The 14306-nt window shown below is 42.0% G+C and carries 7 protein-coding genes; all 7 read left to right on the forward strand.

The genetic code is table 11. The features are described from left to right. Positions 1-5: 5 nt before the first annotated feature. The 7 genes from IR083_RS17960 to bglX all read left to right on the forward strand — a co-directional run bounded on the left by IR083_RS17960 (position 6) and on the right by bglX (position 14229). Entirely contained in the window at positions 6-1484 is a 1479-nt protein-coding gene (locus IR083_RS17960) for a Gfo/Idh/MocA family protein (RefSeq protein ID WP_194225319.1), read from the forward strand. A 120-nt stretch (positions 1485-1604) separates the two neighbouring features. Then, a complete protein-coding gene (locus IR083_RS17965) occupies positions 1605-2417 on the forward strand; it encodes a sugar phosphate isomerase/epimerase family protein (protein WP_194225320.1) in 813 nt (270 codons plus the stop codon). Between the two features lie 441 nt (positions 2418-2858). Continuing rightward, positions 2859-5939: a SusC/RagA family TonB-linked outer membrane protein gene (locus IR083_RS17970; RefSeq protein WP_194225321.1), complete on the forward strand. Its 3081-nt coding sequence runs from the start codon at positions 2859-2861 to the stop codon at positions 5937-5939. A gap of 24 nt (positions 5940-5963) precedes the next feature. Further along, on the forward strand, positions 5964-7421 hold the full coding sequence (locus tag IR083_RS17975) for a RagB/SusD family nutrient uptake outer membrane protein (protein WP_194225322.1): 1458 nt from the start codon (positions 5964-5966) through the stop codon (positions 7419-7421). Positions 7422-7485: 64 nt separating this feature from the next. Further along, on the forward strand, positions 7486-9654 hold the full coding sequence (locus IR083_RS17980; RefSeq protein WP_194225323.1) for a glucoamylase family protein: 2169 nt from the start codon (positions 7486-7488) through the stop codon (positions 9652-9654). Between the two features lie 7 nt (positions 9655-9661). After that, positions 9662-11902 (forward strand): glycoside hydrolase family 3 N-terminal domain-containing protein, encoded by a 2241-nt coding sequence (locus IR083_RS17985; RefSeq protein ID WP_194225357.1) that lies wholly within the window; start codon positions 9662-9664, stop codon positions 11900-11902. Between the two features lie 35 nt (positions 11903-11937). Next, the gene (bglX, locus tag IR083_RS17990) at positions 11938-14229 is read left to right on the forward strand and encodes a beta-glucosidase BglX (RefSeq protein WP_194225324.1); all 2292 of its coding nucleotides are present in this window, start codon (positions 11938-11940) and stop codon (positions 14227-14229) included. Positions 14230-14306 lie beyond the last annotated feature (77 nt).

Genomic DNA, 14306 nt, shown 5'->3' on the forward strand with positions numbered 1-14306 from the left:
CGATTATGACTACTCGTAGAAACTTCTTAAAGAAATCGGCCGTGGCCGCTGCCGGTTTATATATATTTCCATCGAATGTAATAAGTGGGCTGGGGCATAAAGCCCCGAGTGACAAACTGAATATTATAGGTGTGGGTATTGGAGGGAAGGGGCATCCCAACCTCGTAGGAATGAATACAGAAAACATTATTGGCCTGTGTGATGTAGACTGGGCCTATGCAAAAGGCTGTTTCGACGAATTCCCTAAAGCCAAACGATACAAAGACTGGCGTAAAATGTTTGACGAGCTTGGAAAAGAAGCAGATGGTGTGATGATAGCTACTCCCGACCATACACATGCCATTATCGCTGCTACCGCTATTACTATGGGAAAACATGTATATTGCCAGAAACCTCTTACACACTCTATATATGAGAGCCGCCTGTTGACACGTCTGGCTGCAAAATACAAAGTAGCGACACAGATGGGAAACCAGGGCAACTCCGGTGACGGCGCACGCCAGGTATGCGAATGGATATGGAACGGAGAGATTGGTGAAATCCGTGAAGTACATGCCTGGACCGATCGCCCTATATGGCCTCAGGGGCTACAACGTCCGAAAGAAGCAGTGAAAGTCCCTTCAACTCTGGATTGGGACAATTTTATAGGTCCGGCGCCATTCCGCCCCTATAATCCTGTATATACGCCGTGGAACTGGCGCGGATGGTGGGATTTCGGAACCGGAGCATTCGGTGATATGGCATGTCATGTGCTGGATTCTATCTATCAGGCATTGAAACTGGGCTATCCTACTAAGGTACAGGGTAGTTCGTCTCTGATCAACACAGAATCACCGCCTCAGAGCGAACAGGTGGAATTTACATTTCCTGCACGTGATAACATGCCTAAGGTTGCTATGCCTGAGGTAAAAGTGTATTGGTATGACGGCGGATTATTTCCTCATCGTCCGGATTTATTGCCTGACGGAACCGACCTTATGCGCGACGGACTCGGAGGTTGCCTTTTTATCGGCTCAAAAGATACATTGCTTACCGATTGCGGAGGTTTCAACCCTCGCTTACTATCGGGGCGTGTGCCGAATGTACCTCAGACCCTTCGCCGTGTTCCGGGTGCTACAGGCTACTTTGATGGCTTTCATGAACAGGACTGGGTGAGAGCTTGTAAAGAACCGGTTGAAAACAGAGTGGAAACATCCAGTAATTTTGCGTATGCAGGGCCATTTAATGAGATGGTATTACTCGGTGTACTTGCCATTCGCCTGCAAAGTCTGAATAAAGTATTGAAATGGGACGGACCAGATATGAAATTTACAAATATAGGGGCAAATGAAGAGCTGAGAGTTGTGTCGAAAGACCGTTTCTGGGTTAAGGATGGCCATCCTAACTTTGACAGGGAATATGCAACATTAAATGCACAATCATCTGTTACCGAATATATAAAACATGCATACAGAGATGGCTGGTCTTTACCTGCCATGCCTTAAACGGAAGTGTAATCAGAAGGGAGTGTGAAAAATTTCAGGCACTCCCTTATCCGGAACAGTGATCTTATCGACTCGTATAAAATAAAACCTTGATCTTATAACCTTCTGAATATAATAATTATGAAATTCTTTAAATACTTATTATCGGTTATCCTATGCTTTACAGCCTGTAAAGAAGAACCCAGGCAACCTGAATGGAAGCTAGGTATCCAGACATATACATTTCACAAATTTACATTGATGGAGACACTTGACAGGTCAAAAGATCTAGGTCTTCACTATGCTGAAGCTTTCTTTTTCCAGACATTAGGAAAAAATTTCACGGACACGGCTTATCTCAATTTTGACATCGCAGATAATGTGAAGAAGCAATTAAAAGAAGAATTTGCGAAACGGGATATCACACTTTATGCATTTGGGGTGGCATTCTATGATACGACAGAGGAGTGGGAACGCTTCTTCAGCTTCTCTAAGGATATGGGAATACATACCGTAACGTGTGAACCCAAGCTCGAGCATCTTGATTTTGTTGAAAAACTTGCACTGAAATATAATATAGAGGTTGCTATACATAACCATCCGGCTCCCTCTATTTATGCTAATCCTGATGTATTGTCCGACACACTTGAAGGACGTGACCGGATAATGGGGGTATGCGCTGATATAGGTCATTGGAAGAGAACCGGTAACGACCCGGTAGAAACACTGAAAAAATTTGACGGCCGCATAAAGGTAGTACATATAAAAGACCTTGATGAGAAAATGGGAGACACAGCATGGGGTACCGGAATTTTACAGGTAAAAGAAGTACTGAATGAATTGAAAAGGCAAAGGTTCAATGGCCTCATCTCTGTAGAATATGAAGACTTCGGAGATTCGCAACTGGATGATATTAAAAAAAGTCTGGAATATTTTAATAAGAACTCAAATTAGAATATAAAGAATAAGACTTATATACCGGAAGTCCTTTTATAGTCCGGTCTGTTTTTCGGTTGGTTTGGTCCTATCCGCTGTCGGGCTTGTATCTATAAACAGTCATTTAAAAACTTAATATAATTTTTTCTTCAGTGAGGATACCTGAAAAGATACAACTCTAAAATAAAAAGTAAAATTTTTCAAATGGTATTTGTAGTCTATCGATGTTATTAAAACGACTACATAAGCTTATCGCGGTCTGACTTTCACAAACATTTTATAACTGTTATTTACGTCTAACAAGAATCTAATATCAAACGAACAGAACCTGCCTACTAAGATAGGATCCGGCTATCATTGTGTGAGAATAGAAACTGTAAAAAGCTCGTTTTCTGATGTTCTGCCGTTCATAGAAGATCTATTTAAAAAGTGTATGTTTAAATAAAAAGCTTAAAAACTATGAAAATCAAATTAAAAAAGACATTTGTTAAAAAGGCTTCAAATTCAACTTTGCGAAGAAGCCTGTTAGTCTTTACTTGCCTTTTATTAGTGAGTATAACTAATATTTATGCGCAAACAAAAACGCTCACAGGTACTGTAACAGACGTTGCTGGCGAACCTCTTATCGGGGTTAGTGTCCGGGTACAGGGAGCATCTGTTGGTACTGTTACAGACGTTGACGGAAAATACTCTCTCTCGGTTCAAAGCGGTAATGTAATTGAATTTACGTACATCGGGATGCAGTCGCAAGAAATTGCAATAGCCTCCCAGAATGTAGTGGATATTGTAATGCAAGACAATGCCACCATGCTTAGTGAAACTATAGTAATCGGATATGGTACCGCAAAAGCGAAAGACCTGACCTCGCCGATAGCTACCATTGACGGAAAAGAAGTGAATAAGCACCTTACGGCCTCACCAATGCAGGCTATGCAAGGAAAGATACCCGGACTACAGGTTATAAATACCGGACAGCCGGGTAGTTCTCCTAAAGTCCGCATTCGCGGTATCGGAAATTATGATGAAGATAAACAAGGCCCATTGTATGTAGTAGATGGTATGTTTTTCGACAATATCGATTTTCTTAATAATGGGGACATTGAGAATATGAGCATATTGAAAGACGCTTCAGCAGCGGCTATTTATGGTGTTCGTGCAGCAAACGGGGTAATTCTTGTTACAACCAAAAAAGGTGTAACCAACAGAAAGCCTCAGATTACTTACGATGGTTATTTTGCAATACAGAAAGCCTCTAACCTTGTAAAAATGGCAAATTCGGAACAATATGCCACTGTGATGAGAGAAATCGGCAACACCAGTTCAATCGATCAATCTATAGCAAGGTATGGAGGTAGTAATGGAATCCCGTCTGCAGATACAGACTGGTATGACGAAATATTGAGGACTGCACCTATGCATAGCCACTCGGTTGGTGTTAACGGTGGGGGAGAAAAAACTTCATATTCATTGGGTGTCAGTTATCTCAACCAGAAAGGTATTCTTGATAGCGATAACGGATATCAGCGTTTGAACTTCAGGTCTAAAGTCGATATAGGAATAACCAATTGGCTGAAAGTAGGGGGTAGTTTTGTTGTTGTCAACAGTGAGCAAAAACTATCTAATATGAGTGCCTTTGGTAATGCATATACATCGCCATCCTTCTATCCGGCCTATGATGAAAATAATAAGGCGGCAACCCCTAAAAAATATGCATCCACCCAGGATGTCGGTTTAGGTCAGTATTTCTGGAATCCGGTGGCACTGGCAGATTATTATAATGACAAAGCCGCGATAACACAGGTACTGCCTGCACTGTATATGGAATTGTCGTTCCTTGAGAGTAAGCTGACATTCAGGACTTCATTCAACCAGGATTTGTCTTTCCAGCGCAACCGCCAGTTTTTACCTCAGTATACAGTATCCTCAAATCAACAGAGAGTAAAGAGCTTGCTGACTAAATCGACAGAGTATACAAATAATTGGCTTATTGATAATGTGCTGACATACAGGGATTCATTCAATGAGGCTCACAATCTGACTGTAATGGGAGGTAGTTCGGTGCGTAAAGAAAGCTGGGAAAGATTGCGTCTGCAAGGTGATGGAGTTCCCGGAGGAAGAGACGAATATTGGTATCTGTATCATAGCGATGGCATCATTGCACAAGATCCAAGCAAAAGCGCAAGTGACACCTGGTACGATAATGGAACAGAATACAGAGGAGCTTCGTTCTTCGGCCGTGTGATGTACGATTATAAAAGCAGATACCTGTTATCGGCAACAATGCGCGCCGACGGATCAAACAAGTATCAGGAAATGTGGGGATATTTCCCATCAGTAGGCCTTGGCTGGGTACTTACAGAAGAAGATTTCATGAAAAACCAAAACGTATTTAATTTCCTGAAACTACGGGGTAGCTGGGGATTATTAGGTAATGATAAAGTGCAGGCCAATGACGGTTTTGCTTCCATTACACAACAAACAGGATATTTCAATGGACAATTGTATACAGGTACATCCAGTCTTTCTTTCTTCTCTTCTCTGAAATGGGAAAGGGTGGAAGAATGGGATTTCGGTTTGGATTTCTCTATCCTCAAAAATCGTCTGACTGGAGAATTCGATTACTATAAACGTACTACAAAGGATGCTGTATTTTTGAAATCTTTGCAGTTAGGTGCAGGATCATTGTTGATGAACAACGGAGAGATACAGAATTCGGGTATTGAATTATCTCTCAATTGGGAAGATCGTATCGGTAAAGATTTTACTTACAATATTGGCGTGAACATGTCGACCTTAAAAAACAAGGTTACAAAACTGGATGACCTTGATAGGATCATTACGTCCGGAGACTATAGCCGTATAAGGCAGGTCGGAGAAGTTGTCGATGCATACTATGGTTATGTAATGGATGGAATATACCAGAATCAGGCCGAAATAGATAATGACCCTACACTTGCAGATATAGTCAGTAAGCCGGAGCCGGGCGATATCAAATTTAAAGACCTTGACGGAGATGGCAAGCTAACTGATCAGGATAGAGAAGCATTGGGTTCCCCGCTTCCTAAATTCTTCCTGGGAGGTAATATCGGATTCTCGTACAAAGCTTTTGATTTCGGTATGGCTTTCCAAGGTCAGTTTGGCCACAAACTTCTAAATCAAAAACGCTTCCTGAGGCAAAAACAATCGGATATCAACTTCGATCAGGATATAGTCAAAAATAGATGGACAGGCGAAGGTTCCACAAATAAGTATGTATCGGGTGCAGCTTTAGCGCATACATGGACATACAGCAGGTTTAATACATTCTTTGTTGAAAATGCAAATACATTTACTATTCAGAATATACAATTAGGCTATACTTTCCAGAATATTTTTCCGAAAAGCGACAATAAATCCAGTCTGAGGCTAAGTTTCACGGCAGAGCGTCCTTTCAACTTCTTCTCTTATAACGGATTTACCACAGATATAGCTAATGGTATAGACAATGATGTATATCCGCTGACGTCAACATATAGCATTGGTGTGAGAATAACATATTAATAAAACAATTAATATAATAGGATTATGAAACTATATAAATATATTATTTTATCGGTTGTACTATTATTAAGTAGCTGCAACGACTTTCTGAACAAGGAACCCGAGAATTCGGTACCTGTAGAAGAGCTGGATTACACTATCTCAGCAAATATGATTCAGCCCGTAATCGGAATTTATGCGCGCGCCAGAACTTGGGATGGCCTCACTACCTGGCCTCGGTTTGGACTGATAGCAGTCAGAGGCGACGATGTTGAAAAAGGATCGTTCGACTCAGATCAGGGGGAATTAAATTATGCAAGGAGTTTCGAGTATAATCAACTTAGCGGATACTGGGGACTGGATGCCTCATGGACAGGATTGTATAATCTGGTACTGAACAGTAATTCTGCTTTGGTCGATTTGGGCAGGTATAACGAACATCTGACAAGTAATGCGGACAAGACGTTGAATCTGCAATATCAGGCGGAAGTACGCTTTATCAGGGCCTTTGCTTATTTCCATATAGTACGCCTCTGGGGAGATATTTTATTGGTAACAGACAATTCCCAGGTAATGGAGGCTTTGGATGTAACACCAAGGGCCGATATTTATAGCTTTATCAGCGACGAGCTGGACTTTTGCATAACAAATCTTCCGGCTTTACGTCCGAATGAAATGCCTATGAAAGGACAAGTGACCAGATATTCAGCTCTGGCATTGAAAGCAAAAGCGGCATCCGATATAAACGACTGGGATGCAGTACTCGGTGCAACCGATGCAATTATCACAAGCAATAAATTTGAATTATATCCTGATTTCTATAACTATTTTAAAAAAGGCGGATGCTTGTCTGACGAAAATTTATTTGAGCTTCAATATGGCTTGGTCGGCTCCACCAGTATAGAGTCGGATGACTGGTTCAACTATCAGGGACCCCGTCAGGGATTTGTAGGTACCAAAATAGGAACAGGATGGGGATTTATAGTGCCATCCAAAACTCTCGAAAAATTATTCGATGACAGAGGAGAAACAGTACGCAAGGAAACAACATTCCTTTATGCAGGTTCAACAACAAGGGAAGGTGATGTGGTAAATTCTGCATCGGAAGGTTATGAAAGGGTATATAATGGAAAAAATTATATACCGAGCACACAACTTCCGGAAGGTAAAACAGCATATGGCTATGGAAACCATATCCGTATGTTGAGATATGCCGACGTTCTTCTGTTGAATGCCGAGGCTAAAGTACGCAAAGGGCAGAACGGCGATACTCCGTTCAACCTTGTGAGGACGAGAGCCAAAATGCCTACAATTACAAATGTTACTTTAGACCAGATCCTTGAAGAGAGAATGGTGGAATTTGCATGTGAGTGGGGTGAACGATTCTTTGACCTTGTTCGCACAGGTAAGGCGGAGAGTACCCTAAAAGGATTTAAGGCCGGAAAATCAGAATTTTACCCTATTCCGCAAGCCCAAAAAGACCTGAACCCTAATTTAAAATAAAATAATTGAATGTTTCATTTTCTGGCATCTGTACTTGCAGATGCCAGATTATAACTCTTTTCTCATGAAAAAGCTGCTAATTTTTATAGTAATACAATTAGCGTTTATCCGATTAGGCGCGCAAGAACCGGAATATGACCATGTAATATTTGATAACAGCCTGATGACCGGACGTTATTACTATAGTAAGGCTGATTACAAATCTCCCAGCTATATTCAGAATACAGATAATAAACTACTTGTTTCAGAAAAGGAATTCTTTACTGCGAAAAACTCATTATTATTCAATTATATTTCTGCCTCCGGAGGAAACTGGTCGGCATCAGTCCTTTTCCGCGATTGGCGTGGAAAAGATTTTATTAAAGAAGGTAAATCACTGGATTTCTGGCTGCTTATCAAATCAGAAACAAAAAAAGAAGAGTTACCCCTTATTGCGATAGGTACTATAGACAAAAAAGAGTCTAAGGCTTCTTCCTTTATCAATATAGGGAAATATATAGGCACAGTGGAGCAGGAAAAATGGATACCTGTAAGCATACCGCTTGCCGAATTTAAAAATATAAATTACACTCATACAAGGGAAATAAAAGAAGTTCTTTTCAAACAAGGTTCGCAAGACGGAAAAGAACATACACTATATATAGATCAAATAGAACTTGCTCCTGTAAACAAACCTGAAAATATTACATTTGTATCGGCAGTAAAAGCGAAAGCCTACGAACGCCATGTAGATTTATCATGGGAGAAAACAGGATTAGAAAACGCCAAATATATCAAAATATACCGTTCATCCAATGGAAAAGACTTTCGGGTAGTGGGTATACAGTATCCACCTGCCATCCGGTATACAGATTATAATGATCAGCCAAATAAAACATTCCAATACCGCATTACCTGCGTAAACTATGATTACTCCGAAACACAGCCATCTAATGCAGTAGAAGTAACTACCTGTGACATGACTGATGAAGAACTCCTGACGATGGTACAGGAAGCCGCATTCAGATATTTCTGGGATGGCGCGGAGCCTGAATCGGGATTAGGTCTGGAAAATATTCCGGGACGAAGAAATATGATCGCGACAGGCGCATCAGGTTTCGGAATGATGGGAATGATAGCCGGAGTAGAAAGGGGTTTTATTACAAGGCAAGAGGCTGTGGAACGTTTTAAGAGAATAGTCACATTTCTTGACAGAGCCGATACCTTTCATGGAGGATATGCCCACTTTATAGATGGAATAACCGGTAAAGTAGAGCCGTTTTTCGGCAATCGCGACAACGGAGCCGATATGGTAGAGACTTCGTTCCTGTTCCAAGGGCTGCTTACCGCCCGTCAATACTTTGACAAAGATAATACTGATGAGAAATTTATACGCGACACCATTACCCGGCTTTGGGAAAATATAGACTGGCAATGGTATAAAAAAACAGAAAACAGTAAATATCTGTATTGGCACTGGTCACCCGGTCAGGGCTGGGTTATCAATCATAAACTGATAGGATGGAACGAGACCATGATCACTTACCTGCTTGCCATTGCTTCCCCGACACATGGAGTAAGTCCTGATATGTACTATTCCGGCTGGGCCAGCCAAGAGCCGGAAGCCTGTGATTATCGTGCCGATTGGGGGCAGACAGCCGATGGCGCAAAATACTATAACGGAAACACCTATTATGGAGTAAAGCTGGATGTAGGTGTCAATACGGGAGGGCCTATATTTTTTACTCATTTCTCATTCTTCGGATTCGATCCGAGAGGATTGAAAGATAAATATACCAGTAAGGACTATTTCGATAATCTGCGGAATATAGCCCTTATCAGTTACAGATATTCTATCGAAAACCCGAATAAGCGTCTTGGCTTTGGTTCCGGTTGCTGGGGGCTTACAGCCAGCGAAAGCCCTTGGGGGTACGCTGCCGCCGAAGCCGTGGCACACCACGAATATGGCACAATGTCTCCGGCAGGAGCGATTGCCTCTATCCCTTACCTGCCGGAAGAATCTATGGACGCCCTGAAAAATTATTACCGTAATTTCGGAACATTCCTTTGGGGCGAATACGGGTTTCGGGATGCTTTCAATCTGGATATAAACTGGTGTTCGAATATCTATATGGGATTGAGCCAGGGCTCTATAGCCACCATGATAGAAAATTATCGTACAGGCCTTATCTGGAAACTGTTTATGAAAGATCCGGATATTCAGAAAATGAGAAACAAAGTATTTATTAAATAAATATATGATGGAATCAAGACGGATTACAGCTTTAATGTCCTTTTTCTACCTGATTATATTGTGTGGATGTACTAAAAGAACAGATACCGTAGATGCCAAGATGGATAAGTTTATCAATGATTTACTCAGCCGGATGACATTGGAGGAGAAGATCGGGCAAACCGTATTATATACCAGCGGTTACGATGTGATAACAGGTCCTACGGTAGACCCAAACTATAAGGAATACCTGAAAAAAGGAATGGTGGGAGGCATCTTTAATGCAGTGGGAGCAGATTATACACGTAGCCTGCAAAAAATAGCAGTGGAAGATACCCATCTAGGGATTCCGTTGATTTTCGGATACGATGTTATTCACGGACAACGGACCATATTCCCCATTCCTCTTGCCGAATCGTGTAGCTGGGATTTGGAAGCAATGGAACGTTCTGCTAAGATAGCTGCATCCGAAGCTACTGCGGAAGGTATAAACTGGATTTATGCACCAATGGTGGATATTTCACGTGATCCCCGCTGGGGACGGGTAGCCGAAGGAGCCGGAGAGGATGTGTATCTGGGTTCTTTAATTGCTGCCGCACGTGTGAAAGGTTTTCAGGGAAATAGTATGAGTGATTACAATACGGTGGTAGCTTGTGTCAAACACTATGCCGCATATGGCGCAACAATGGCCGGACGTGATTACAATACGGTGGATATGTCTCTGAATGAACTGTGGAACACATTCCTACCCCCATTCAAAGCCGCTTTGGATGCCGGCTGCGGAACTATAATGACCTCATTTAACGATCTGAATGGAATACCTGCTACAGGAAACAAATATCTGTTGAAAGACATCCTGCGCGATAAATGGAACTTCAACGGCTTTGTTGTTACCGACTATACTTCAATCAATGAAATAATTCCACACGGTTATGCCGGGGATGAAAAACATTCTGCAGAAATAGCGATGAATGCAGGTGTGGATATGGACATGCAGGGCGGAGCGTATATGAATCATCTGAAAACACTTGTTGAGGAAGGAAAAGTATATGAAAAAGAAGTAACCGAGGCTGCACGTGCCATCCTGAGAATAAAATATAAGCTGGGGTTATTTGAAGATCCTTACAGGTACTGTGATGCAGGGAGGGAAAAAACAGATATCCTGACAGCAGGGAACAAAGAAGCAGCACGGGATATGGCACGCAAATCAATGGTACTGCTGAAAAATGACAATCAGACTTTACCCTTAAAAGGAGATAAAAGTATCGCACTTATAGGCCCGCTGGCTAAAGATCAATATGAGATATTAGGATGCTGGTCGGCAATGGGTGACCGGGATACTGTCCCTGTAAGCGTATATGAGGGGCTTACAGTTGCCGTAGGCGAAAAACACATCTCATATGCCAGGGGGTGTGACATACAGAGCGATGACACAAAGGGATTCAATGAGGCTGTAAGAATAGCTTCCAAAGCGGATGTGGTGGTGATGGTAATGGGAGAATTTCATAATATGTCGGGAGAGAATAATTCCCGCACCAATTTATCACTTCCCGGTGTTCAAACAGATTTGCTGAAAGCAATAAAGAAAACAGGGAAGCCCATGGTACTGGTATTGATGAACGGGCGACCGTTGACCATAAACTGGGAAAAAGAGAATGTAGATGCCATACTCGAAGCATGGTTTCCGGGAACAATGGGCGGTGCTGCCATTGCGGATGTTCTGACAGGGAAATATAATCCGGCCGGAAAGCTTACGATGACCTTTCCTCAGCATGTGGGGCAGATACCCTTATTTTACAATCACAAAAATACCGGACGGCCTTTCGACCCGGATGATCCGCAATTTGCCTACGGCTCTAAATATTGGGATGTATCTAACGATCCGCTTTATCCTTTCGGTCATGGGCTAAGTTATACAACTTTCTCTTATTCAGGTATAACGTTGTCTTCTAAAGAAATGACAGAAGACAACCCTATAAAAGTAAGTGTAAAACTTACAAATACAGGGAAATATGACGGAGAAGAGGTTGTACAGTTATATACCCGTGATTTGGTAGGAAGCGTGACCAGACCTGTGAAAGAACTGAAAGGTTTCAGAAAGGTATTCCTGAAAGCCGGAGAATCACAAAGTATAGAGTTTATGTTAACTGCCGATGATCTCAGGTTCTACAATACCAATTTGGAATACATATGCGAACCCGGAGACTTCCATCTCTTTGTGGGCGGAAGTTCTGAAACAAAAATAAAGACAGGATTTGTGTTGAAATAAAAAATAAGTTATCAGGATATAAAATATAATTAGAAATGAAAAAACTACTATTATCATTCTTATTAGGGTGTTCCGTATTCGTAATAAATGCGCAGTCTCAAAGTAAAAATGTAAAAATGGATCGATTTATAGACGATCTGATGGGTAAAATGACCATAGAAGAAAAAATAGGCCAGCTCAACTTACCCGGTTCCGGTGATATTGTAACCGGACAAGCTAAGAGTAGCGATATAGCAGGTAAAATAAAGAGAGGACAAGTCGGGGGCTTATTCAATATAAAGGGTGTAGAAAAAATAAAGGATGTGCAGCGTGTGGCTGTAGAAGAAAGCCGTCTCGGTATCCCGCTTATTTTCGGTATGGATGTCATACACGGATACGAGACCGTATTCCCTATTCCATTGGGGTTATCTTGTACTTGGAATATGGCTGCTATAGAGCAGTCGGCACGTATTGCCGCTATAGAGGCCAGTGCAGACGGTATCTGCTGGACATTCAGCCCGATGGTGGATATAGCGAGAGACCCGCGTTGGGGGCGCATATCGGAAGGCAACGGAGAAGATCCGTATTTAGGTGGACAAATTGCAAAAGCGATGGTTCGCGGTTACCAGGGAACAAATGATAAAACATTTACAGCTAACGACCAGATAATGGCATGCGTAAAACACTATGCCCTGTATGGTGCAGGAGAGGCCGGCCGTGATTACAATACGGTGGATATGAGCCGTCAGCGTATGTATAATGAATATTTTTATCCGTACCAGGCAGCTGTAGAAGCCGGAGTCGGCAGTGTTATGGCTTCATTCAATGAAGTGGACGGAGTACCTGCTACCGGAAACAGATGGCTGATGACCGAAGTTTTACGCAACCAATGGGGATTCAATGGCTTTGTTGTAACTGACTTTACCGGTATAGCCGAAATGACAGATCATGGTATCGGTGACTTACAGACTGTATCTGCACGGGCACTTAATGCCGGAATAGATATGGATATGGTAGCGGAAGGCTTCCTTAACACAATAAAGAAATCATATGATGAAGGAAAAATTACCAAGGCCGAAATCGATCTGGCTTGTCGCCGCATACTTGAAGCCAAATATAAGCTAGGATTATTCTCCGACCCTTATAAATATTGTGATATAGAGAGAGCGAAGACCGATATTTATAAACCGGAGCATCGTGAAATTGCCCGTAAGACAGCGGGAGAAAGTTTCGTTTTGCTTAAGAATCAAAATAATCTGTTGCCGTTGGATAAAAAAGGAACTATTGCCGTTGTAGGGCCATTGGGAAATACAAAGGAAAATATGCCGGGGACATGGAGTGTGGCTGCCGACTTCAACAAGGCAACTACAGTTGTTGACGGACTAAAGGCTGTTGCGGGGAATAGAGCTGATATAGTATATGCAAAAGGCAGTAACCTGACGGCTGATCCTGTTTTGGAGGACAGAGCCACCATGTTTGACCGCAGCCTGAAACGTGACGGAAGAACAGAGGAAGAGTTAAGGAACGAAGCTCTGCGGATAGCCGGAAATGCAGATGTCATAGTTGCCACATTAGGTGAGTCTTCCGAATATAGCGGAGAATCGAGCAGCCGTTCCGAAATTGGTATACCTGATGTACAGCAACGCTTGTTGCAGGAATTATTAAAAACAGGTAAGCCTGTGGTGCTTGTATTGTTTACCGGACGTCCGCTGACACTTACATGGGAAAGTGAAAACGTTCCGGCAATACTGAATGTCTGGTTTGGAGGAACAGAGGGCGCTTATGCGATAGGCGATGTTTTATTCGGGGATGTAAATCCCAGCGGAAAGCTTACAACTACTTTTCCTCAGAATGTAGGACAGATACCGTTATACTATAATCATAAAAATACCGGACGACCGCTGGCCGAAGGCAAATGGTTCGAAAAGTTCCGGAGCAATTATCTGGATGTGAGTAATGATCCTGTTTATCCTTTCGGCTATGGACTCAGTTATACGCAATTTGACTATAGCGATGTGAAATTGAGTGCTGCAACAATGGATACCGCAGGAAAACTTACTGCCAGTGTCACTGTTACCAACAATGGGAAAATGGATGGAAAAGAAGTTGTGCAATTATATATACGTGATGTGGCAGGCAGCGTTACCCGCCCTGTGAAAGAGCTGAAAGGCTTTGAAAAAATATTTTTAAAGGCAGGTGAATCCAGGACTGTAACATTTACGATTACACCGGAGTTATTGAAATTTTATAACTATGATCTGAAATATGTTTTCGAACCGGGAGATTTTGATATTATGATCGGAGGTAATAGCCACGATGTGAAAAGTGCAAGATTTATGTTGAAATAGCAGAACGGTGAAAACGGTGATAGTGTAAAGAACAAGTGTTACTTTATTCGTATAACTTTATCTATATGTATAAGCTG

This window comes from Dysgonomonas sp. GY75 (assembly GCF_015234155.1).
GTDB lineage: Bacteria > Bacteroidota > Bacteroidia > Bacteroidales > Dysgonomonadaceae > Dysgonomonas > Dysgonomonas gadei.

Bases quoted from the DNA above. Each gene is read 5' to 3' on its own strand.
- IR083_RS17960 (WP_194225319.1), top strand. From the start codon at position 6: ATGACTACTCGTAGAAACTTCTTAAAGAAATCGGCCGTGGCCGCTGCC.
- IR083_RS17965 (WP_194225320.1), top strand. From the start codon at position 1,605: ATGAAATTCTTTAAATACTTATTATCGGTTATCCTATGCTTTACAGCC.
- IR083_RS17970 (WP_194225321.1), top strand. From the start codon at position 2,859: ATGAAAATCAAATTAAAAAAGACATTTGTTAAAAAGGCTTCAAATTCA.
- IR083_RS17975 (WP_194225322.1), top strand. From the start codon at position 5,964: ATGAAACTATATAAATATATTATTTTATCGGTTGTACTATTATTAAGT.
- IR083_RS17980 (WP_194225323.1), top strand. From the start codon at position 7,486: ATGAAAAAGCTGCTAATTTTTATAGTAATACAATTAGCGTTTATCCGA.
- IR083_RS17985 (WP_194225357.1), top strand. From the start codon at position 9,662: ATGGAATCAAGACGGATTACAGCTTTAATGTCCTTTTTCTACCTGATT.
- bglX (WP_194225324.1), top strand. From the start codon at position 11,938: ATGAAAAAACTACTATTATCATTCTTATTAGGGTGTTCCGTATTCGTA.